Annotated in this window: 17 protein-coding genes and 1 pseudogene; 10 read left to right on the top strand and 8 right to left on the bottom strand. The window is 73.2% G+C overall.

Annotation, left to right across the window (positions count from 1 at the left end; translation table 11 throughout):
• Positions 1-94: 94 nt before the first annotated feature.
• From ACFC1R_RS04805 to ACFC1R_RS04795, 3 genes are all read left to right on the top strand, one after another.
• On the top strand, positions 95-292 hold the full coding sequence (locus tag ACFC1R_RS04805; RefSeq protein WP_375932715.1) for a hypothetical protein: 198 nt from the start codon (positions 95-97) through the stop codon (positions 290-292).
• 248 nt (positions 293-540) lie between these two features.
• Complete coding sequence (locus ACFC1R_RS04800; protein ID WP_375932712.1) at positions 541-1,203, top strand: DedA family protein; 663 nt, start codon at positions 541-543, stop codon at positions 1,201-1,203.
• A gap of 66 nt (positions 1,204-1,269) precedes the next feature.
• Entirely contained in the window at positions 1,270-2,193 is a 924-nt protein-coding gene (locus ACFC1R_RS04795) for a Gfo/Idh/MocA family protein (protein ID WP_375932709.1), read from the top strand.
• Between the two features lie 256 nt (positions 2,194-2,449).
• On the opposite strand, the gene ACFC1R_RS04790 is transcribed toward ACFC1R_RS04795, so the two are convergent.
• Positions 2,450-5,035 carry an AAA family ATPase gene (locus ACFC1R_RS04790; RefSeq protein ID WP_375932706.1) on the bottom strand — a complete coding sequence of 862 codons (2,586 nt, stop codon included), beginning with the start codon at positions 5,033-5,035 and terminating at the stop codon, positions 2,450-2,452.
• A gap of 519 nt (positions 5,036-5,554) precedes the next feature.
• On the opposite strand from ACFC1R_RS04790, the gene ACFC1R_RS04785 reads away from it, so the two are divergent.
• Positions 5,555-5,962, top strand: coding sequence for a hypothetical protein (locus tag ACFC1R_RS04785; protein ID WP_375932703.1), 408 nt, complete (start codon positions 5,555-5,557; stop codon positions 5,960-5,962).
• Between the two features lie 890 nt (positions 5,963-6,852).
• Here the strand turns inward: ACFC1R_RS04785 and ACFC1R_RS04780 are convergent.
• Together ACFC1R_RS04780 and ACFC1R_RS04775 are read right to left on the bottom strand one after the other, a co-directional pair.
• A pseudogene (locus ACFC1R_RS04780) lies at positions 6,853-7,240 on the bottom strand (transposase domain-containing protein); the annotation flags it as partial.
• A 412-nt stretch (positions 7,241-7,652) separates the two neighbouring features.
• Positions 7,653-8,288, bottom strand: a complete 636-nt coding sequence (locus tag ACFC1R_RS04775; RefSeq protein ID WP_375932700.1) for a cyclase — start codon at positions 8,286-8,288, stop codon at positions 7,653-7,655.
• Positions 8,289-8,516: 228 nt separating this feature from the next.
• On the opposite strand from ACFC1R_RS04775, the gene ACFC1R_RS04770 reads away from it, so the two are divergent.
• Complete coding sequence (locus tag ACFC1R_RS04770) at positions 8,517-9,050, top strand: GNAT family N-acetyltransferase (RefSeq protein ID WP_375932697.1); 534 nt, start codon at positions 8,517-8,519, stop codon at positions 9,048-9,050.
• 19 nt (positions 9,051-9,069) lie between these two features.
• On the opposite strand, the gene ACFC1R_RS04765 is transcribed toward ACFC1R_RS04770, so the two are convergent.
• Together ACFC1R_RS04765 and ACFC1R_RS04760 are read right to left on the bottom strand one after the other, a co-directional pair.
• A complete protein-coding gene (locus tag ACFC1R_RS04765; RefSeq protein ID WP_375932694.1) occupies positions 9,070-9,894 on the bottom strand; it encodes a GNAT family N-acetyltransferase in 825 nt (274 codons plus the stop codon).
• Between the two features lie 94 nt (positions 9,895-9,988).
• On the bottom strand, positions 9,989-11,080 hold the full coding sequence (locus ACFC1R_RS04760; RefSeq protein ID WP_375932691.1) for a hypothetical protein: 1,092 nt from the start codon (positions 11,078-11,080) through the stop codon (positions 9,989-9,991).
• 431 nt (positions 11,081-11,511) lie between these two features.
• Between ACFC1R_RS04760 and ACFC1R_RS04755 the strand changes: the two genes are divergently transcribed.
• Both ACFC1R_RS04755 and ACFC1R_RS04750 read left to right on the top strand, forming a co-directional pair.
• Positions 11,512-12,048: a GNAT family N-acetyltransferase gene (locus ACFC1R_RS04755; protein ID WP_375932688.1), complete on the top strand. Its 537-nt coding sequence runs from the start codon at positions 11,512-11,514 to the stop codon at positions 12,046-12,048.
• Positions 12,049-12,158: 110 nt separating this feature from the next.
• Positions 12,159-12,962: a nucleotidyltransferase gene (locus ACFC1R_RS04750; protein ID WP_375932685.1), complete on the top strand. Its 804-nt coding sequence runs from the start codon at positions 12,159-12,161 to the stop codon at positions 12,960-12,962.
• 82 nt (positions 12,963-13,044) lie between these two features.
• Here ACFC1R_RS04750 and ACFC1R_RS04745 read toward each other — a convergent pair whose 3' ends face one another.
• Entirely contained in the window at positions 13,045-13,731 is a 687-nt protein-coding gene (locus ACFC1R_RS04745) for a hypothetical protein (RefSeq protein ID WP_375932682.1), read from the bottom strand.
• A gap of 224 nt (positions 13,732-13,955) precedes the next feature.
• Between ACFC1R_RS04745 and ACFC1R_RS04740 the strand changes: the two genes are divergently transcribed.
• The 3 genes from ACFC1R_RS04740 (at position 13,956) to ACFC1R_RS04730 (ending at position 16,675) form a co-directional block, all read left to right on the top strand.
• Positions 13,956-14,198, top strand: coding sequence for a hypothetical protein (locus ACFC1R_RS04740; protein WP_375932679.1), 243 nt, complete (start codon positions 13,956-13,958; stop codon positions 14,196-14,198).
• 192 nt (positions 14,199-14,390) lie between these two features.
• Positions 14,391-15,716 carry a hypothetical protein gene (locus ACFC1R_RS04735; RefSeq protein ID WP_375932676.1) on the top strand — a complete coding sequence of 442 codons (1,326 nt, stop codon included), beginning with the start codon at positions 14,391-14,393 and terminating at the stop codon, positions 15,714-15,716.
• Between the two features lie 248 nt (positions 15,717-15,964).
• Positions 15,965-16,675 carry a DUF4232 domain-containing protein gene (locus tag ACFC1R_RS04730; RefSeq protein WP_375932673.1) on the top strand — a complete coding sequence of 237 codons (711 nt, stop codon included), beginning with the start codon at positions 15,965-15,967 and terminating at the stop codon, positions 16,673-16,675.
• Between the two features lie 208 nt (positions 16,676-16,883).
• Here ACFC1R_RS04730 and ACFC1R_RS04725 read toward each other — a convergent pair whose 3' ends face one another.
• On the bottom strand, positions 16,884-17,279 hold the full coding sequence (locus ACFC1R_RS04725) for an Imm7 family immunity protein (protein ID WP_375932670.1): 396 nt from the start codon (positions 17,277-17,279) through the stop codon (positions 16,884-16,886).
• A 5-nt stretch (positions 17,280-17,284) separates the two neighbouring features.
• Positions 17,285-20,839 carry a restriction endonuclease fold toxin gene (locus ACFC1R_RS04720; RefSeq protein WP_375932667.1) on the bottom strand — a complete coding sequence of 1,185 codons (3,555 nt, stop codon included), beginning with the start codon at positions 20,837-20,839 and terminating at the stop codon, positions 17,285-17,287.
• Positions 20,840-21,059: the final 220 nt, after the last annotated feature.

Genomic DNA, 21,059 nt, shown 5'->3' with positions numbered 1-21,059 from the left:
AGGAGAGCCGGAAGACGGTGGATCAGCCCGACGGTCCGGAGACCTCGCCCGCAGCACCGCCGACCGTGAAGGTGCCGGCTTCGTCCTGGACGCGGTGCCGCGCCGGTTCGGCCGCCTGGCCACTGCGGGACGGCTGCGCAGCCGGGGCTACCGGGTGCCGCCGACGCACTTCGCCACGGACGCCGACGAACGTGCCGGGCCGGCCACCGCGCACCCGGGCACCGCGCACCCGGGCACCGTCGAGCTCCGGGACGTGCTGCTGCTCCGGGGCCGGGGCCGCGCGGCGCGCTGATCCCGTTCGGGGCCCGGCTGCCGCCGGTCGGGGCTTGGCGACCGTCGGTGGTGGTGCTGCGTTTCACCGGGCGGGAGCCGGCCGGTGGCGGCCGGCGGTAGGAACCAAAGGCGGGCACTGTCCGTTACCGGTGCGGGCCGGCCGTCGGGTTAGGCTGCCCTCACGGGGACTCGTAGGGGAACGCGGGCCCTTCCTGCTCGTTTCGGGCGAGACGCGCCGTCTCGTCCTGCCCACGGAGGTAACCGGCCTTGCACATCGATCAGTGGATCGAGAGTGTCCCCCCGGCGGCGGTCTACGCGCTGGTCGGACTGATCATCGGACTGGAGAGCCTCGGCATTCCGCTGCCCGGTGAGATCGCCCTGGTCACGGCGTCCATCATGGCCGCCACCGGTGCGGTCAATCCCTGGGGGGTGGCGATCTGCGCGGTCCTCGGGGCGATCATCGGTGACTCGATCGGCTACTCGATCGGGCGCAAGGGCGGCAAACCGCTCTTCGAGAAGCTCGGCCGCAGGTTCCCCAAGCACTTCGGGCCCGACCATCTGGACAGTGCGGAACGCTCCTTCCACAGGTGGGGCATGTGGGCGGTCTTCTTCGGCCGGTTCATCGCCCTGCTGCGGATCTTCGCCGGTCCGCTCGCGGGTGCGCTGCGGATGCCGTACTGGAAGTTCCTGGTCGCCAACGTGCTCGGCGGTGTCATCTGGGCCGGTGGCACCACGCTGCTGGTCTACCAGGTGGGCAAGGTGGCCGAGAAGTGGCTGAAGGACTTCTCCTACATCGGCCTGGCCGCCGCCGTGCTCGGCGGTGCGTTCTCGGCCTGGCTGTTCAAGCGCCGGGCGGCCAAGGCCCGTGCCGACCACCCCGAGACCTTGGGCGGCAGCAGCGGTGAGCCGCTGGAGTCGGTCCGGGACTGACGGTGACGGGGCCGCCGGGGGCGGCCGTCGGCGGTGGAGGTGGCGGTGCGGGACGGAGGCGGAGGCATGCGGGTAGGGCTGTTGGGTACCGGGCCGTGGGCCGGGCGGGTGCACGCGCCCGCGCTGGCCGCGCACCCGGAGGTGGAGTTCGCCGGAGTCTGGGGCCGGCGGCCCGAGGCGGCGGCGGCGCTCGCAGCCGAGCACGAGGTGCCCGGGTACGGCGGGCCGGACGGCCTCGACCGGCTGCTGACCGAGGTGGACGCCGTCTCGATCGCGCTGCCGCCGTCCGTCCAGGCCGAGCTGGCGGTCCGGGCCGCCGAGGCCGGGTGCCACCTGCTGCTGGACAAGCCGGTGGCGCTCACGGTGCCCGAGGCCCGGCGGGTGGCCGACGCCGTCGAGCGGGCCGGGCGCGCCTCGGTGGTCTTCTTCACCCTCCGCTTCGGCGGGGACCAGGCGGCCTGGCTCGCCGAGCAGTCAGGGCGGTCGGCGCCGGGCGAGTGGTTCACCGCCCGCTGCGAGTGGCTCGGCTCGGTGTACGCCGCCGGGAGCGACAGCCCGTACGCCGCCTCGCCGTGGCGGCACGAGAAGGGCGCCCTGTGGGACGTCGGGCCGCACGCGCTGTCCGTCCTGCTGCCGGTGCTCGGGGACGTCGTGCGGGTGACGGCCGCGGCGGGGCCCGGCGACACGGTGCACCTGGTGCTCCGGCACGCCGAGGGCGCCTCCAGCACCGCCACGCTGAGCCTCACCACCCCGAAAGCGGCCGCCGTCTCGGGGGTGAGCCTCGAAGTACGGGGTGAGGCCGGGCTGGTGCGGATGCCTGAGCGCAACGAGAGCCCGCTGGCCGGCTTCGGGCGGGCGCTCGACGCACTGGTCGCCGCGGCGGACGGCGGGGCGGCGCACCCGTGCGGGGTGGCCTTCGGCCTGCGGGTGGTGGAGATCCTGGCGGCCGCGGAGCGGTCGCTGGCGACGGGTGAGACCTGCCGGGTGTGACGGGTTCCCGGTCCCGGTGAGAGTCGGGCCCGCCGTGCTGTGCCGGAGAGCCGGCTCCTACGGGACTCACTCGAGGCGCTGCGGCGGGGCAGTTCTACGAGCCTGTACTCCAACCAGGGCAGCAGAACCGCCATGGGCTCGTTTCGCGATGAACGGACCTCGTCGACGCCGTTGCGGTGACGCGGAGCAAGCCCGCCTCCCTGACCGAAGCCCGCTTCCGTCGGAGGCCGGTCGGGTGAACCACTACGGAGCGCCGTCAGTGCTCGGGGTGGAGTTTGCGGGCGGCTTCGTGGCGGGTGTGGACGCCGAGTTTGGCCAGTACCGCGCCCACGTGATGCCCGGCGGTCTTGGGGGCGATGTAGAGGCGGGCGGCGATCTCGGCATCCGACAGGCCCTCGTACAGCAGCTTCAGGACGTCCAGCTCCCGGTTGGTCAGCCCGTACGGATTGGCCCGGGTGGCCGCCCGCGGACCACGCCGGACCGGGCGGACACCGCGGGTGCGCATCACGGCGCGGGTGCGCGCCACGGCCGGCCGGGCGCCGAGGGCCTCGAAGGCGGCCAGGGCCTGCTGCAGCGCGGCTGCGTCGCCGGACAGGCGGGCCAGCGCGGCGTCGTACGGGCAGCCGAGCCTGTCCCATCGTGCCGCGGCGCCGGCCCAGTCACCGGCCAGCTCCAGCGCGTAGGGTTCGGCCGCCGGCACCTGCGGGGGTGCTCCTCCGGCGCGGCGGATCCAGCAGGCCAGGGGCCCGGACAGCCAGGGATGGGTACGCTCCGCCAACGCGGCCAGACCGCGTCGTGCCTCTTCCTGCACCAGCTCGTGGTCACCGGCCAGCCAGGCCGCCTCGACCCGGGCCTCCCACCCCAGGCCCGTGTCCAGCAGGCAGTCCGTGTCGACCAGGCCCGCCGCCTGCTCCAGCAGCGGCGACACCTGGGCCTTGCCCTGACGGGCCCGCACCAGGCCCAGGACGGTCAGGGCCACGGCCCGGCCGACCGGTGGCGAACCGGGATGGGACAGGACGTCCTGTGCGGCATCCTCGGCCTGGGTCCACAAGCCCCGGTTCAGCAGCCCCCAGCTGCCCCAGGCCCTCGTGCACAGCAGGTAGGACAGCAGGTTGCGATCGAGGCAATGGGCTTCCGCCCGGTTCACGGCCGCAGTGGTCCGGGCGGCATCACGCTGCAGCGCGGCGAACCAGCACATGACGAGCTCCATGAAGCCCGCGTCCACCGGCAGATCCTGTGCCATCGCGCCGGACACCGCCTGTTCGCAGTCCCCCCAGCCGCACCCTTCGCTCAGCGCTCGTGCCGCCGCGGCGTGGAAGCGGGCCTGGACGACCACCCCCGCATCGCCGAAGCGCTCACCCAGAGCGATCGCCTGCGCGGCACGGGCGGCGACCACTGCCACCCCTTCGTGCTCGTAGCAGGCCAGCTGACAGAGGTTCAGGTACGCCCAGGCCAGCTCCCGGCTCGGCCCCAGTCCTTCGAGTACCCGCACTGCATCCAGGCCGGTCTGTCCGGCCTCGGCGGTCCGCCCGGACGGCCACAGCCAGCACGACAGCCAGCGCAGGTTCTCGCCCTCGCGCAGCCGGTCGCCGAGCGTTCGGCGCAGCCTCACCGCCGTACGGCGGGAAGCGACCCCCTCGTCCAGCCGGCCGGACAGGAGACAGGCCCGTGAATGGCCCTCCAGAAGGGAGGTCTGTTGGTCGGGCGGCAGGCGGTCGGCGTACCGCAGCGCGCGGGCGTACTGCGCGGCCGCTTCCTGGTGCGCGCCCAATGCGGCAGCACGGGCGGCCGCTGCGGGCGCGTACTCCAGCACGGCGGTCGGATCCCCGGCGCCCTCGGAATGATCGGCCAGCAGTGCCAGATCATCCGCAGCGACCGGACCGGACCGCATCGCCGCCAGCACGTGCTGGTGTACCTGCAGACGGTAGGTGGCGGGAACGGCCTCCAGCACCGCCAGCCGGGTCAGCTCCTGGCGGAACTCGGTCACCTGTCCGTCGGTGCAGACAATCCCGCAGGCCACGGCCTCATCGAGCGCCTCCTCCGGGGCCGGCAGGATGCCGGCCAGCAGCGGCAGCGAGACCCGGCGCCCCAGGACGGCCAGCACGTCGACGACGGTGCGCGCTGCGGCCGAGAGACCGGTCAGGCGACCGGCGACGGCCTCGCGCACCGTGGCGGGGATGGGCTCGGCGGGGGCAGCGAGGACCTCGGTGACGATGAACGGGTTGCCGGCGGAGACGCGGTACAGCTGCTCGGCGTCGACCGCGTGTCCGGTGGCCAGCCGGGCCACGGCCCGGCGGCTGAAGGGAGCCAGGTCGTGGCGGTACACCCACGGATAGCCGGCCAGGGTGCCGAGGAGAGAGGTCAGGTGGTGGGTGCGGCCGATCTCGTCGTCGCGGTAGGTGGCCGCCACCAGCGCCGGAACGCTCGGCAGGCGCCGGGCCAGGTAACGCAGCAGGTCCATCGTGGCCTCATCGGCCCAGTGGATGTCCTCCAGGACCAGCAGGCTGGGATAGGCGCTCAGGTCGGCGAGCAGACAGTCGAAGACCTCATCAGAACGGCAGGGGCCGGCCAACGCCCCGCTCAGGGCAGCGCGTACCGCCCGGCCCAGGCGCGGGGCCAAGTCCATCAGAGGGCCCAGGGGGCGGGGTGTGGCCAGCGGGTCACAGGCGCCGATCAGGACCCGGACGTTGGGATCAGCCAGCCGGGCCAGGTGGTGCACGACGGCGGTCTTGCCGATGCCGGCCTCGCCGCGCACAAGGGCCAGACGTCCAGGGCCGTTCACGGCCGCCCGCAGGTGACCGGCAAGGTCCTGGAGCACGGCCTCTCGCTCTAGCAGGTCCATCACGAGCCAGTTTCCCCTCGTGGCCGGAGCCGCGCAAAAGATCCGGACCGATCCAGACCGATCCACGCAGGCCCAGGCAGGTCGGCCGGCAGGGTGGTGTCGCGGGATACCGGGGGTGGGACGTGGGGTGTGCCGGGGTGGAACTTGGGGTGTTCACCCGATGTACCCCCCGGTTGCAGCAAGGCATGCTGGCGATGGAGTTCCAGAACCCGTGTCTCCCGGTTCGCGGCTTGAACCGGCCCGTGAGCATGCCGCTTACCCCGCGCCTTCGAAGTGACTCTGGAAGCGAATCCAGCCATAAATGAAAGGTAACTCAGGTTGCCGTCGTTTGCCGAGTCACGAGACTTCGGTGGGTGAAGTAGTGGGAGCGTCAGCGGCTTAAATGAGTCATCGGGTCATCCGGATGGCTCACTCGAATCGCCGGGAACTGACCTGGTGGCGTATTTTTCCTAGAAAATCCCCGTAATCAATTTGGCTGCGAATCAGTACGACCAGTACTCATTTGATTAAGGAATCATCATGTTCAGCAAATTTACAAAGCGTACGGCGTTGCTGACGGCATCGGCTGCGCTGGTTGCAGCGGGTGCTATGACTCCCACCGTCGCCTTCGCTGCCCCGGCACCTACGGGCGTTCACACGATGGTGCCGAATGATAACGGCGGCAATAACAACAACAACAACAATAACAACAACAACGGCCGGGGTGGCAACAACAACAACAATAACAACAACAACGGCGGCGGGGCGAACAACAACAACAATAACAACAACAACGGCGGCGGGGCGAACAACAACAACAATAACAACAACAACGGCGGCGGGGCGAACAACAACAATAACAACAACAACGGCGGCGGCGGAGCCAACAACAACAATAACAACAACAACGGCGGCGGAGCCAACAACAATAACAACAACAATGGCTGAATTTCGGGGTCCGACGGCCGGGTGGTCTAAAGTCACCCGGCCGCCGGACTGTCACGTGCGCGCCTTGCGGTGGGCGGAGGCGGGTTGCTCCTGGCCCGATGCCTGTGGATCCTCGAGATCGGCTGGCTCGGACACCCCAGAGGCCGTACGGCCTCGTGCCGGGTGCTCAGGTTCCGCGGAGTGCTCCACGGCGCAGTCCACAGCGCCCCGGAGCCCGCGCAGCCTTGGGGCGGGCAGCCCGGGCGGCTGGCGATTCCAGGCTCACGTTGCGGTGCGCCTCGTCCCGGAAGCAGCGATGCCCAGGGTGGGAGTGCGTCGGCAGGCAACTGCCTGCTGGTCGGCGGGGGAGGAGGCCGGGGTGTGACGGCGGCCGTGCATCGACGCCGAGTCCGGTGCAGGTGCGGGCGAGGTCGGATTTGAGGGTTCCCTCGGCGGAGCGGATGTGGTCGGCGATGGCGGAGCCACAGAGTGATGAAGGGCGTGGTGACCAGGCGCGGGCGGAGGTCGAACGGGCCGATGCCGCACCGGGAATCCGTGCCCAAGCGCTTGACGATGACCCCGGTCTGCCGACGGGATCACGGTGTTCACGCGGTCCCTGTCGCGGACAAGCTGAACTTGTTCTTCAACCGCCGGCCGGTGAGCAGAGGCCGACTCGGTCGTCGGGTTCTGTAACGGAGGGGCGGGTGCACCGCCTTTCGTCGGAATTACAAAAAGTGACGCCTGGCGGTCAGTGTAAGCAGCCGACCGCAGTGGCTGTGCATTGCAGAGGATTTCGTGGAAGAGGACCAGTTGCCCCGCCCGGACATTTTCCGTGGCGAGCGCCGACGGGCCGACAGTGCGGTCGATCTTCTCGGATGAAGGCGAATGGTCGGACACCTGGTGGTCTCGCGAGGCCGTGGCCGGGGGCCGACCTCGAACAACGCCCGCAGCGGCGCCGGCCCGAGGCGTTGCCGCAGGTGCCGAAGCACCTTCTCCGAGGGCGCACGTCGATCCGACCCGTGCAGGCCCGCGACAAGCTCGTCCCGCACCCGTCGGTAGCCCAGCGCCGGGAACAGACCCAGGGACGAGGAGGAAGTGCCCGCCCACGTGCGGGGGCAGGCAGCGCACGCGGGCCTGGACGGCGCGGGTCCGCTCCAGCACGTCGTCGACGAGTTCGAAGGGAACGTACTGCGTCAACTCGCCCAGGTGCCCTGGAGTGAAAACGCCCTCGGCGACGGTGACGGTGCGCGTCAACGTGGTGATGGCAGAAGGGTCGGGCGACGGGACCTCTCGGAGCAGGAACGTCTTGGTCGACTTCCCTGCCTCTACCAGAGGTCCCGTTCTCGTAGCTGCCGAACTATCAACTTCCGCCGCAGGGCCTTGACAAGGCTATCGGCCGCTCAACGTCGCGGCCTTGGTGCAACCGGAGCCTCGTTGCGTGCGTGACGGCCCAGCCCGCACCCCTCGGACCGCCGCGACCTGTGGACCCACACGATCACCGGGTTTCTGGAACGCCCTGCTGTCCGGACAGCCGGATCACCCGGCGGAGGCCGCCCGCAGGCCGCGTTCCCGACCTCACGAGACAGAACGGTGAGGCCCCACGGGCTGCTGCGTTCAGGGCGGGTCGTACCAGGAGAACGCCCGAGCCGAAAGGCGCTGCGGCGCCGCTGTCCTGACTCGACGTCAGGACAACGACGCCGCGGATCGCCGTTCAGTCGACGTTCGTGGAGCTCAGGACCTGCTGCGACGAGGGGAAGCAGGCGGTGGGCACCTGGACGGTGAAGAAGCCGAGCGGGACGGTCGCCGTGAAGGTCAGGCCGGGGGAGGCGTAGCTGGTGCCGCCGAGCATGGTCCGGACGGTGCCGCCGGCGGCACCGGCCGCCAGGTCGAGGGTGAGCGCGGGCAGCGTGAACGTGCTCCCGCCGGGGATCGAACCGTTCACCGTGACAACGACGTCGGAGCCGCTGACGGCGACGCTCGCGCTGCCCGGGCTGGTGCCGCCCGTGATCGACTCGCCGAGCAGGGTGGCGTTCGCGGGCACCGGGACGGTGAGCCGGATGCCGCTGATGGACCGCAGGGTGTACCCGCTCACCGAGCCCGGGACCGTGAGCGGGTCGGGGGCCAGGGTGACGGAGAACCGGCTGCCGGCGGCCACCGAGTCCGGCGCGGTGGCGTTGACCCCGGCGTGCAGGTCGAAGGTCTGCGCGGAGCCGATCGGCGGCGTCGCCTGGCAGGCCAGGTCGACCGGGGTGTCGGCGGCTGACGCGGGGGGTGCGACCAGCCCGGCCGTGACCAGTCCGCCGATCAGTACCAGTGTGACGCGTGGGAGGACGGACGTGCTTCTCATCTGCTGCTCCTGTCCTGCCTGTGGTTTGGGCCCCGAGGGGTTTCCCTGGCCATGCCAAGGGGTTTCAGGATGAGTGCCGCCTTCGACCGCAACAAGCCTTTCCATCAAGGTATCTGAGTCGATTTCAGCCATTCCCGCCGCCCGTGACCCGGAACGTGATATGGGACGTTCGGCCGGTGTCACGCGGCAGGTGCGGGTGCCGGCGGGGCAGACCGCTACGATCACCGGATGACCGATCCGAGTGTGCCGCAGCCGGTGTTGACCGAACGCCTGGAGCTACGGGCCGTCGGCCCGGCGGACCTGGCAGCCCTCTACGCCATCACCTCCGACCCCGCCACCTGGCGTCACCACCCCGAGGGCCGTCACACCGCTCCGGGGGTCACCGAGCGGTGGATCGAACGCTGCACCGAGCACCGGGAGTCGACCGGGGTCAGCTACTGGATGGCCCGGCTCCGCAGCGACGGCACGGTGGTCGGCGTCGGGGGCGCCCAGCGCCAGAACCCGGGTTTCTGGAACCTCTACTACCGCCTGGCTCCCGCCCACTGGGGCAACGGCTACGCCACGGAGCTCTGCCGGGCCGCGATCCGCACGGCCGTCCGGCAGGACCCCGACCTCCCCGTGGTCGCCTGGATCCACGCTCACAACACTGCCTCACGGGCGGTCGCCGCCCGCCTCGGACTGCGTGACCTCGGCCTGCGGCCGGAGCCCTGGAAGCACGAACCCATGCACGCCTACGCGGACCGCGACCTGACCTTCGGCTGACCCGGGCCCCGGTCGGCACTCAACGCGGTGCCGCCACCCGGCCCGGGCCGACCCAGTAGACCGTCTCCCGGCGGACCGGGACGAAGCCCGCCGCCTCGGCCAGGGCACGGCTGGGGCCGTTGGAGCTGGGCACCGACCAGGTCGGGATCCGCCCGCGGCGGCGGACGGCACCGCTGACCGCGCCGACGCAGGCGAGGCCGAGTCCCGCCCGGCGGAACTCCGGGACGGTCACCACGGCGACGTCCTCGTAGCAGCGGCCGCGCAGGTAGGTGGCCGCCACCGAGACCAGCCGACCCCGGTCGAAGGCGCCCCAGGCACCGGCCGCCGCGGCCGGCGCACGGTTCGGTCCCCAGGTCTCGGTGATCCAGCGCAGGCCCGGGTCCAGCCCGGCGAGCTGGGCCGCGGCGTCCGCCGTGGTCAGGGGGCGCAGCCGGATGCCGGGCGGGAGGTCGGGGAGGCGGGGCGGGTGCTGCTGGGTGCAGATCACCCGCACCCAGGGCATGACCGAGGCGAAGGTCCGGCCGAGCAGCGGCAGGAAGCGGTCGGGCGCGCTGAACTGGCCGCGTCCGAGCGGGGCGAGCCGCTCGGCCGTGATGAACCGCGGATCTCCGCGCAGGACGCGGTGCGGACCGCACTGCACCAGCACGGTCCGCGGCGAGAGCGGCCGGTCGGCCCAGTACACACCGTTCCCGGTGAGCAGGACGTGTGCGGCCAGGACGCCGGGACCGGGTGTCTCCGGCAGGAACCAGGGGTCGAGCAGCGGTTGACGGCTCGCGCCGTGCACCACCGGACGCGGCAGCACGGCGGCCGCCGGAGCGGACCTCGGAAGAGGACGGTTGGGCACCCGTCCAGTGAACTCCCTTTTCCGGGAAAAGCATGCGACGTTGACGTGCTTCTGGCGGCGCGCCGCGGGTTGCCGACGGATCCTTGGCGGAGGATCAGTCGGACTTGGGACGGCGGTCGGCCGGACGACGGGGCGGGATCGGGCTGGAGGGGAAGTCGCGCGGGCCGGACCACAGGGCGGGTACGGCGTCGCAGCGCCGGGCCAACTCGTAGGCCAGTGACTCGTAGTTGACCCGCCAGCCACGGAAGTGCGGCCAGGCGTCGACGACTTCACGCTCCTTCATGACTCCACTTGCGACGATCATGGCGACCGCCGCGTCGAACTCCTCGTAGCTGAGCCGGATCGGGGCTTCCGGCTCGGGGTCGGCGTCGAAGTCGATCCGCAGGGTCCGGGCGATGTCGCGCATGGCGGTGAACCCGGCGCGCAGCACCAGCCGGGCCTCCGGCGGAGCGGAGCGCGGGCAGATGGCGAGCTGGATCGCCGCCGCGTCCAGCACGGCGATCAGGGCGACCACCCAGTTGCGGTTGGGCTGCGGGGAGCGGAAGGAGAGCAGCACCGGGTAGTTGGAGTGTCCCTCGCCGATGTCGGCGGCCAGCCGCTCCCAGTCGCGGTAGAGCTGCGGCAGCGCGGTCTCGGTGTCCACCAGTGACTGACGGGCCAGCAGCTCGGGACCCCAGGCCGGTTCGCCCGCCCGGGACTCCAGCAGGGTCACCTCCACCTCGCGCCGGTTGTAGGAGCCGTAGAGGGTCGGCAGGTAGCCGATCAGCAGGGCGATGGTCAGCGGGCCGCTCGCGGCGGCCACGAAGTCCAGGGCGCTCAGCCGCAGCCGGTCGCTGCTGGCGAAGCCCAGGGTGAAGAGGCTGGACCCGGCCTCGCGGAAGGAGGTGCCCCAGGGCAGGGCCGAAGTACCGTGCAGCAGCAGGGTGTAGGCGCAGAGCATGCCGATCAGCCAGGTGCTGAGCATGCCGACCAGTATCAGCGGGGCGAGCCAGGTCTGTGCCCGGTCGTGCACCTGGTAGCCACCGCCGAACGGTGCCGCCAGCCACCTGAGCGCGCCGCGCAGCACGGCCCAGAGCCGGTAGACCAGGGCCGAGTACAGTCCGCGCGGTACCACCAGGGTGCGCAGGATGCTCGCCACTGTGATCAGCAGGACGAGCAGTCCGGCCAGGGTGTAGATCAACGTCATGGCGACATTGTGACCCGGCGGCCGACCCGCGCCGTGCGGGTCGTGGTCGAGATGAGGTCGAGGCCGACGGTGGGTGGCCAGGTCCGTGACGAGGGTCCGGGCGGTCGGCGGCCGGGTGGGGAGCGGCGGGGCTCCTTGGGGCAGGAGGGGCGGCCGGGCCGGACACCCGCCCCGGCGAGGAGCCCCTGCTGACCCGGGGGCGGAACCGGAGCCGGAGGCGGACCGGGGCCCGCCCGGTCACCGGCGCCCCGTCCGGTGCGGGCGGTGGCCAACTCCTCCGCACCCTCGCGGACTTCGAGGACCGCGAGGCGGCAGGCTGCGGGACTCGGGAGGGGCGGTGCCCGGAAGACCGCTTCCGGGTGTGGCACGATGCAGTCGGGCCGCTCGGAGACCGGCGGTCCGCGGAGCAGACGGAGCAGAGGGAGAGGCGCGTGTCGTCCGAGGGTGCTGAGCTGACGTTCCGTCCGGCCGGGGCGGCGGACGTGCCCGCGCTGGTGGCGCTGGTCGAGTCCGCCTATCGGGGTGACGCCAGCCGGGTCGGCTGGACCACCGAGGCCGACCTGCTGGACGGCCGGCGTACCGACGCCGAGGGCGTCACCGAGGCCATCGAGCACCCGCACGGCCTGGTCCTGGTCGCCGAACGGGCCGGCCGGCTGCTCGCCTGCTGCCAGTTGGAACGGCGGGACAACGTCGCCTACTTCGGCATGTTCTCGGTCCGCCCGGAGAGCCAGGGCGGCGGACTCGGCCGTGCCGTGCTCGAACACGCCGAGCACGTCGCCCGGGAGCAGTGGGGCGCCGCCGAGCTGGAGATGACCGTCATCGAGCAGCGGGCCGACCTGATCGCCTGGTACGAGTGCCGGGGCTTCCGCCGTACCGGCGTCTACCTGCCGTTCCCCTACGGCGACGAGCGCTTCGGCATACCGCGCCGGCCCGACCTGCGCTTCGAGAAGCTGGTCAAGGACCTCTGACGGCTGCGGCCGACGTCAGCGGGCTCGCTCGGAGCGGGCTGCCCGGTGCAGAGCGCCGGCGTGATCGGCGGAAGCGGTGACCGGTGGGGGAGACGGGTGGGGGACACGCAGTGACGGACCGGGGACTGGACCTCGACGGGTACATCGCCCGCGAGGGTGCGCTGAGCCGCGTACCGGACGCCTTCGCGCCCGTGGTGGACGCGGCCCGCACCCGGATCACCGAGTCCTTCGGCCCCTCGGTGCTGCACAGTGCCTACCTCTACGGCAGCATCCCGCGCGGCACCGCCGTCCCCGGCCGTTCCGACCTCGACCTGCTGCTGGCGCTGCGCCGCGAGCCCACCGCCGCCGACCGGACGGCGGCCGCGGCGCTCGGGGCGGCGCTCGACGCGCAGTTCCCGCAGGTCGTGGGCGGCGGTGTGCTGCTGTTCAGCGAGGCCACCGTGCTGAGCGAACTCGAACGGTACGACCTCGGCTGGTTCCTCGCCTGCCTGTGCACGCCGTTGCTCGGCGAGGACCTGGCCGGCCGGCTGCCCCGTTACCGCCCGACCTCACTGCTGGCCCGGGAGACCAACGGCGATCTGGCAGCGGCGATCCCGGGCTGGCGCGAGCGGCTGGCGCGAGGCACCGGAACCGGGGCGGGGGCTCTCGCCCGGAGCGTCTCGCGCCGCCTGGTCCGTGCCGGGTTCACCCTGGTGATGCCGCGCTGGGGCGGCTGGACCAGCGATCTGACCGCCTCCGCCGAGATCTTCGCGCGCTACTACCCCGAGCGGGCCGAGCAGATGCGCACCGCCGCGACGGTGGCCCGGACCTCCACCGCCGAGCCGGAGGTGCTGGCCCTGCTGGTCGAGGACCTGGCGCCGTGGCTGGCCGCCGAGTACACCGCCGTCCACGGGGAGAAGACGCCGCGCGGGTGAGCCGCGGGGCACCCGCCCGGCGGACCGGGGCAGCGGGTCGGGACGGCGGGCGGGAGCAGCCGGCCCGGGCAGCGGGCCGGGATCAGCTGCCGTAGAGGCTGCGGCAGAGCTTGGCCTGCTCCGACCCCGGCGCCCACTCACCGAGCCGCTCGGCCTCGGAGCACACCTTCAGGGACGGGAACAGATTGCCAGGGGTCCCGTTCGACGGCCGCGCGGGGTGCGGCCTGGGGTGGGGCGGCGCGGCCGGTCCGGGCCGACCGTGCTGACGGGGCGTCCGCGTCTGCTCGGGCTGCCGGTCGGACTCGTCCCCGGACGCGGCGGCCGCCGTGCCGGGGTCCGTGCCCGGGTCCGTGGTCGGGCCCACGTCCGGGGCCGTCGACGGCGAGGGGGACGGCGAGGGGGAGGACGAGGCCGACGGGCTCACGGAGCCCGTGGCCGCGGCGGCGGTCGGGTCGAGGGCGGCGCTCGCCTCGCCGCTCGGGCCCGGGCTGCCCGAGACGGGCGCGGTGACCAGCTCACCGGTGCTCCGGCCGGACGGCCCGCAGGTGGCCAGCAGCGCGCCCAGCAGCGCGAAGCCGGTGAGGCCGCCGATCACCATCGCCGCCCGGCGGGCCCGGCGTCCCGGTGGCGGCGGAGGAGTGACCGGCGGCTCCCACGGTGTCGGCGGCGGCGCCAGCGGCCTCGGCGGGACGGGCGGTGCCGCCGGGAACGGGGCGTCCGGCTGCTGCTCCCACTCGTACTGCCACGGTGCCTGCCACTTCTCTTCCACGCGTCCTCCCGCACACTCCGGGCCCGCGCGGGCGGCGGGCCGCCGTGTTCAACGAGCCAGGACCGTGCGGCGGAACGCCCGTCCCGCGGCGTGTCGGCGCGCGCCGCGCCCCGGGCAGGACCGTCGGCCGGGTGCGGTTCTGAGGGGCCACCAGGACAGCGGCGCGGCATCCGCACGGCGGTCGTGCGGGTGCGCGAACCTGCGGGCCCGCCGATCCTGAGGACATGAGCAGCAACAAGGACGACGCGTCCGAGACGACGCCGTTGGTGGAGATCGCCGAGTTCCGCACGGACAGCCGCTACCGGCTGGTGCACTTCCACGGGACGGGCTGGGAGCCGCTGGCCCCCGAGGAGTTCGAGCCACGGATCAAGCAGCTCTTCCCGGATCTGGACCCGCACGACGCCGTCCGGGTGCGCTGGGCGGACCGCCCCTGGGAGTGGCCGGCCTGGCACCCCGGCGAGGCGTAGGGCCCGTCTTCGAACTCCCGTCGTCCGCCCCCGTCCACTCGTCCGCCCCGTCCACTCCGTCATCCACCCCCTTCGTCGGCACCGACCGGTCTCGGACCCCATCCCGGCCTCCGGGCGGGTGACCCCCACCCGAGCCTGACCGGTCTGCCGGAAGCGGTCCCGGCGGGCCTGTCCGGACCGTACGCTCGGACGATGCGAGCCGCATCGTGGCAGGACGCCTGGACGGGTGGCCGACGAGCCGTTCACCTCGGCAACGTCGCCGACTTCAACGGGCAGTTCCTCCCGCAGGGTCCGGAACTGCGCAGGCTGGGCCACCACTACTCCTGCCTGGCCGCGTTCTACACCCCGCACCCCGCCCTGCTCGTCCTCCCGCACCAGGCCGAGGAGGGCTGGCTCCGCCGGCTGGCCGAGGTGCTGGCCTGGGAGCCGGTGGAGGTGCACAGCGGGATCGCGGACGAGCACTCCACGCTCGCCGAGGGGCTCGCGGCCCGTCCCGCGCTGCGGCGGCGGATCGAGGAGCTCGGGCTGCCGGTCCGCCCCTGGGGTGCGGCCGCCGCGACGGCCGAGACGCCGGGCGCAGCGCCGCACGCGGTGCTCGAAGCCGTCCGCCGCTTCGAGTCCAAGGTCGAGTCGCACGCGCTGTTCAGCCGGCTCGCCCCGCACCATCCCGCGGTCCGGGTGCCGGGCCGGCAGACGGCCCGGTCGCCGCGCCGGCTGGTCCGGCTGGTGCGGGAGCACGCCGCACGCGGGCGGACCGTCGTCCTCAAGGCACCGCACGGCGTCGGCGGTTACGGCACCGTCATCCTGACGGCCGACCAGGTCGGTGCGGCGGGCGGTCCCCGGGCGGCGCTGCGCGGGCTGACGGCCGCCCGGGTCCTCCCCGCGCAGGGCGGGATCCTGCTGGAGGAGCACATAGCCGCCCACCGCGGCCTCCCCGACCTCACCTTCGACGGCGTGGTCGCCGAGGACGGCAGTGTCCACGCCGTGGGGGTGGCGGTGATGGACGTCGACGAGGTGCACTACCGGGGTGCCACGGTCGGCCCCGGGGTGGTCCCGGAGGCGCTCGCGGCCCCGGCCACCGCCTTCGGCACCGCGGTGGGCCGGGAGCTGGCCGAGGCGGGCCACCGGGGCTGGTACGACATCGACTTCGTCGTGGACCGCACCGGCCGACTCGCCCCGACCGAGACCAACCTGCGGCTCACCGGTCCGGCGGTGGCCTTCATGCTGCAGGCCAGGCTCGACGCCGTACGCGACCGGGCCGGCCACTGCGTACGCACCATCGACCAGGTCCCGCTCGGGGTCCGTCTCCCGCAGCCGGCCCTGCTCGACCAGCTGGAACGGGTCGCCGTCCGCTGCGCCCGGCTCGGGGCGACGCTCCTGCCGACCATCCCGACCGCCGGGTTCGAGGAACTTCCGACGGTGGGGGTCGCGTTGGCCGCCCGTTCGACCGACGTGCTCACCGCGGCCGAGGCGGTGCTGCGCACCGCGCTCCGTGCGGTCGGGGACTGCTGGGAGTGACCGGGCCCGGCGGCGACGGCCCGTCCGCATCGGCGGTTGCACCGGGTGTGCGGGCGGACACGCGGGGGAATCCCTGCGGTTGGGACGCCGATCCGTGCGGCCGGGCATGCCGGTGCGGCGGGCCGGGGTGTCCCGGTGCTGTCCGAGGGTTGCCACAACCCCGTAACGCGCGGGTATCCGGGGTTCCAGCGGGCAGGTTGGAAGTGTCAGGGCTCGCAGGATCAGTGCCGTTGCAAGGGGTACAGCCAATGCGCATCAGGTCTGTTCATCGGATGGGCGCCGCGGGGCGCGCGATCGCGGCGCCGGTCGCCGTCCTCGCTGCCGTGGCGCTGACGACCGCGGCGTGCTCGTCGTCCTCGGGCGGGGCGTCGGCCGGCTCGTCGGCCGCGGCGCCGCCGGCCGCGGCGGCCTCGGGGAGCGGGTCCGCGGGAGACCCGGGAGGTACCGGAGGCACCGGGTCGGCGAGTGCGGGCGCGGGCGGTGGCGGCGGGCAGTCGCAGTCGTCCGGGGCCACCGCGGTGCGCGTCGGTACCGCTTCGACGCGGGCGTGCACCAGCAGCCAACTGTCGGTGGTGCAGAAGGATCCCAGCGTCGGTGCGGGGCAGTACTACGCGACCCTGGTGTTCACCAACACCTCGGCCGGCAGCTGCACGCTGACCGGCTACCCCGGCGTCTCCTACGTCGGTGCCAACGGCGTGCAGTCCGGCAACGCCGCCGCGCGCGCCGCCGGCAGCGTCGCCGCCGTGACGCTCAAGCCGGGCGGGACGGCGAAGGCGACCCTGCACGACAGCAACGGCGTCGGCGGTTACGACCCGGCGGAGTGCCAACTCGCACCGGCACAGGGACTGCGGATCTACCCGCCGAACGAGCAGGCCGCCCTCTTCCTGCCCTGGAAGACCGACCACTGCGCGGGGCCGGCCGTCCACGCCCTCACCATCGGCCCGGTCGAGCAGGGCTGAACCCGGGGGCCGCAACCGGGTCGGCGAGGCCCTCGGGGTGCTTCGGGCGTCCCGCGCGCGGGGTTCCAAGCGCAACGTCCCGCTACCGGTCCCGTGTCCGGTCCGATCGCCCCGGAACGACACTCCGGAACGACACGCCGGCCCCCCGGGAACGACAGAGGGTGGTACCACCGAGTTGCCGGTGGTACCACCCTCCCTTCCTGCGCCGTCAGTCCTCGATCACCGGGGAACAGGGCGAGAGGAACGGGTCGAGACGCTCGGTCACGGTTCCGCGAGCCATGACGCTCACCCGGAACGCGCCCGGTCCGGGCGGTTCGACGAGGTCGTCCGACCGCTCGTACAGCAGGCCCCAGGATCCCGGGAACCGCTTGGCGACGTGGTCCAGCAGCGCGGCGACCTCCTCAGCCTCGTCCCGGCGCCGGTTGACCAGACCGTCGAGGTTCAGGAAGAACTGCCCGTTGTGATCGGTCAGCCGGACCTCGGCGGTTGCCCACTGAATTCCCGCGATCCGCTCCCGAAGGTCCTGCACGCCTTCCGAGAGTGCCCCGGCGTCGGCCTCCTCGGTGGACTCCGCAATGCCGAACCATCCGTGAAACTCATACATCGGGGTCACCCTCCCAGCGGGTCGGTGTCGATCACGGGCTGGAGGCCGTAACGCTGTGCGTACTCCTGCAACTTCGAGATCACGCCCGGATCCGGCGAGCCCTCGAAGTGGAAGTAGGGCGTACGGCCGGTGCGCAGTGCGGCCTCGAAGGTGGCCTTGGCCTGGTTCCGGAACGCGCTTCCCACCTTGAAGTCCTCCGGCTTGGACTGCGCAACGTACTGATCACTGATCACATCATATTCGCGAGGGTCGGAGCCATCCGCGAAGCGGACGCGGGAGACACCGCCGATCCTCTTGGCCAGGGCGTCCGCGGCGGGATCCGGCTTGTTCACCTTGATCAGGCCGTCCATGTCACCGCTGCCGGAGGATCCGGCAGCGGCACCGGACTGGCTGCTGTCAGCGGCCTCCTGCAGTGCGATTCGAACGCCGTCGCTGAAGCGGGTCACGCCGTCGGTGGTGATGTACGCACCACCCGCGGCGATGGCGGTGCTGGCGGCGATGGCGGGGGCGCCGGCCAGACAGCCGACACCGGTGAGGCACAGGCCGCCACCCGCGACGTCGCCCGACGCACCGAACGTGGTCACCGCGGCGCCGAACACCGTTTCGCTCGCCCCGACCCAGAGCTCGGGAGTGGTGAAGACGGCCTTGGTGTAGTTCCACGCGGTACTGGCGCCGCTGGAGAGCCAGTCCGGGATCCAGCTGTCGTCGTCGTGGTCGGGCTGGTGCTGAGCCTCGGCCTTCTTCCGCAGCTGTTCCTGCAGCTCCCGCCATTTGGCGAGCTGCGCCTCGCGCTTGGTGACCGCGATGCCGAAGGCGTCCTTGGCCGCGGAGTCGGCAGCAGCCGAGTCGCGCCCGGCCGCCGCGGCCGAGCTGCGGGCCTGCTGGGCGGCGGTGAATGCCGAACTGGCGGAGCCACGGGCCCAGTTCGCCGACGTCTGGGCGTCCGCCGCGGAGTCGAGAGCGCGGGCGACGGCGGCGTTGGCGTCGGCTTCCGCCTTGCGGGCGGTCTGTGCGGACTGGGACGCCTGCGCGGCGGAGGCAGCGGCGTCGTTGGCGGACCGGGCGGCCTGGTCGGCGTAGTTGTGCGCGTCGTTGGCCGAGTCGCGGGCCTGGCGCGCGTAGTCGGCGGCCTGGTCGGCGGCCTTGCGGGCGGTGGCTGCGGCCTGCCCGGCCTCGGCCGCGTTCTGCCGGGCCGTGGCGGCGGTCGCCGAGGCGTCGGCGATCAGCCGGTCGATCTGCGCGTTGTGGACGTCGGTGAGCTGGTCCTGACGCTGGGCCTGGTACTGGCCGACCTGGACGAAGGCGTGCAGCAGGGCACTCGGGCCCTCCAGGGCGATCCTGGCGGCGGCCTTGACCCTCGGGCCGCCGCTGTCGATCAGCTGTGCGGCGCGGACCCGCTCGTCCTGGTACCGGGCCGAGTACTGTCCGGTGGCGACGAACTGCCGGTAGGCGTCGACGGAGCCGGCGTCGAGCGCGGACCGGCCCGCCGCCTGCACCTCCGGGCCGCCGATCGAGATCGTCTTCGCGATGAATACCCGCAGGTCCTGTACGGCCGCCTGGTACTGACCGTTGTTCAGGAAGTCCGTGACCTTCGCGGGACCTCCGTCGAGTGCGGTCACGGCGGCGGAGCGAATCGGATCCGAGCTGGACAGCACCGAAAGCCGCTGGACCTGCGCGCGCTCGTCCTGCTGGGCGGCCTGGGTGAAGCCGGTGCCGATGTAGTCGGCGACGGCCCGGTCGGATCCGGTCAGGGCCACCTCGGCCGCGGTCTGGCTCCACGGCCCGCTGGTCTTCATCGCCTGCAGGGCGACCTGTCGGCCCTGCGCGGCGATGGCCCCGGTGTCGGCGCCGGGCTTGGCGGCGTCGGCGGCGAGCTGCCGGGCCCGGGCGGTGAGGTCCTTGGCCTGCTGGACGGCGGCGGCCTGGACCGCGGTCGTCCGGTCCTCCTGGGCCTTCAGGTCGCGGGCCCTCTCGATGGCCGCGTTGGTGTGCGCGGTCAGCTCCTCGGCCTCGATCTGCTGGGCGAGGTCGTGGGTGGCCTTGGCCTTGGCGACCGCCGCGCCCGCCTCGTCGGCGGCCTGCTTGGCCGCGTCGGCGTGGGCGGCGGCCTGGTCGGCGGCGGTGGCCGCGTCGGCGGCGTGGGCGGCGGCGTCGTCGGCGGCCTTCGCGGCGGCGTTGGCGTGGGCGGCGGCCGAGCGGGCCGCATCCCGTGCTTCGCCCGCGGCGGAGGCGGCCTTGCCGGCCAGGGCCTCGGCGGCGTTCGCCGCACGGGTGGCCTCGCGGGCGTGACGACGCGTCGCCGCCGCCGCGGCAGCCGCCGCGTCGGAGTGCGCCCCGGCCTGGTCCGCGTAGCTGCCGGCCTGGTCGGCGGCGTCGGCGGCGGCGTTGGCCTGGTCGCCGGCGCCGGCCGCGGCCCTCGCGGCGTCGCCTGCGGCCTTGGCTGCGACACCGGCCTGGTCGGCGGCGTCGGCGGCCATGTCGGCGCCCGCGGCAGCGGTACGGGCGTTCTCGGCGGCCTGGTGGGCGGCGGCGGCATCCGTCGCGCCCGAGGCGGCGCCGGCCGCCGCACTCTGGGCCCGGGCGGCGGCGTCGGCCGCTCCGGCCGCGGCCGAGGCGGCCTGGGCGGCCGCGTTCGCCGCCACCCGGGCCGAGTTGTTGGCCGCGCGGGCGGCGTCGATGGCCTGCTGCGCCGCAGCGGCGGCGTCCGCGGCCGCGGTGGCGGCCCGGCCGGCCGCGGAGGCGGCGTGCTGGGCGTCGCCCTTGGCCGCCCGGGTCTCGGCGGCCGCCTGCTGCGCGGACTCCCTGGCCTGCTGCGCGGCGGTCACCGCACGGGCGGAGGCGTCCTTCGCGGCCTGGGTCTCGGCCGCGGCCCGCTGCCCGGCGTCGCGGGCCTGCTCGGCCAGCTGGGCGACGGTGGTGTGCTCCTGGTCCCGGTTGCGGGCCACGTACTGGCCGACCTCCAGGAACTCGCGGATGTCCTCCGCAGAGCCGTGCAGGGCGAGCCGGCCGGCCGCCTGGACGTTGGGCTCGCCGGTGCTCATCAGCTGTGCGACCTGGACCCGGTCGTCCTGCGCGCGCTGGTCGTACTGGCCCTGCTCCAGGAACGCCCTGATGTCGTCGGGCGTACCGTTGAGCGCGGCCCGGCCGGCGTCCTGGACGTTGGGCCCGCCGACGCTGATGATCTGCGCGACCCGCACCCGCTGGTCCTGTGCCAGCGGGGCCTTCCAGCCGTCCGCCAGGAACGCCGTCAGGTCCTGTGCGCTTCCGCCCAGGGCCTTGCGGCCGGCGTCCTGGAGGCCGGCGCCGCCGACGCTGATGATCTGCGCCACCGCGACCCGCTGGTCCTGGAACTGCTCCCCGGGAGCCTCCTGGAGGAACCGGCGCACCTCGTCGTCCCGGCCGGTGAGGGCGACCTCGGCGGCGGCCCGCACACCAGGACCGCCGTTCAGCCACAGCTGGACCACCCGGCCGCGGTCGGTCGCCGGGAGCGGTCCGGCGGGGTCCACGGCTCCGGCGGCGCCGTCGGCCCAGGCAGCCGGTGCGGCCCCGATCAATCCCAATATCAGAGCGGAAGGCAGCAGTGGAAGGCACAGCGCGCGTAGTGCGCGAGATTCCCTCCCCCGGCTGCCTTTCCAACGCAATACACGCGTCAAGGCAAACTCATCTCGCTGAATGGCGGCCAATTGCCGCCAGCGCCGCACATCGGCATGGCCGACGATACCCATGCCGCTTAACCGGCTTTGACCGAACGCTCAGGAAACATACAGGAACAGCCACTTG

Source organism: Kitasatospora sp. NPDC056138 (genome assembly GCF_042264695.1).
GTDB lineage: Bacteria > Actinomycetota > Actinomycetes > Streptomycetales > Streptomycetaceae > Kitasatospora.
Note: the sequence above shows the minus strand (reverse complement) of the source record. Positions and strands in the feature narration are given on the sequence as shown.

Bases quoted from the DNA above. Each gene is read 5' to 3' on its own strand.
- ACFC1R_RS04795 (WP_375932709.1), top strand. From the start codon at position 1,270: ATGCGGGTAGGGCTGTTGGGTACCGGGCCGTGGGCCGGGCGGGTGCAC.
- ACFC1R_RS04790 (WP_375932706.1), bottom strand. From the start codon at position 5,035: ATGGACCTGCTAGAGCGAGAGGCCGTGCTCCAGGACCTTGCCGGTCAC.
- ACFC1R_RS04785 (WP_375932703.1), top strand. From the start codon at position 5,555: ATGTTCAGCAAATTTACAAAGCGTACGGCGTTGCTGACGGCATCGGCT.
- ACFC1R_RS04775 (WP_375932700.1), bottom strand. From the start codon at position 8,288: ATGAGAAGCACGTCCGTCCTCCCACGCGTCACACTGGTACTGATCGGC.
- ACFC1R_RS04770 (WP_375932697.1), top strand. From the start codon at position 8,517: ATGACCGATCCGAGTGTGCCGCAGCCGGTGTTGACCGAACGCCTGGAG.
- ACFC1R_RS04760 (WP_375932691.1), bottom strand. From the start codon at position 11,080: ATGACGTTGATCTACACCCTGGCCGGACTGCTCGTCCTGCTGATCACA.
- ACFC1R_RS04740 (WP_375932679.1), top strand. From the start codon at position 13,956: ATGAGCAGCAACAAGGACGACGCGTCCGAGACGACGCCGTTGGTGGAG.
- ACFC1R_RS04735 (WP_375932676.1), top strand. From the start codon at position 14,391: ATGCGAGCCGCATCGTGGCAGGACGCCTGGACGGGTGGCCGACGAGCC.
- ACFC1R_RS04730 (WP_375932673.1), top strand. From the start codon at position 15,965: ATGCGCATCAGGTCTGTTCATCGGATGGGCGCCGCGGGGCGCGCGATC.
- ACFC1R_RS04725 (WP_375932670.1), bottom strand. From the start codon at position 17,279: ATGTATGAGTTTCACGGATGGTTCGGCATTGCGGAGTCCACCGAGGAG.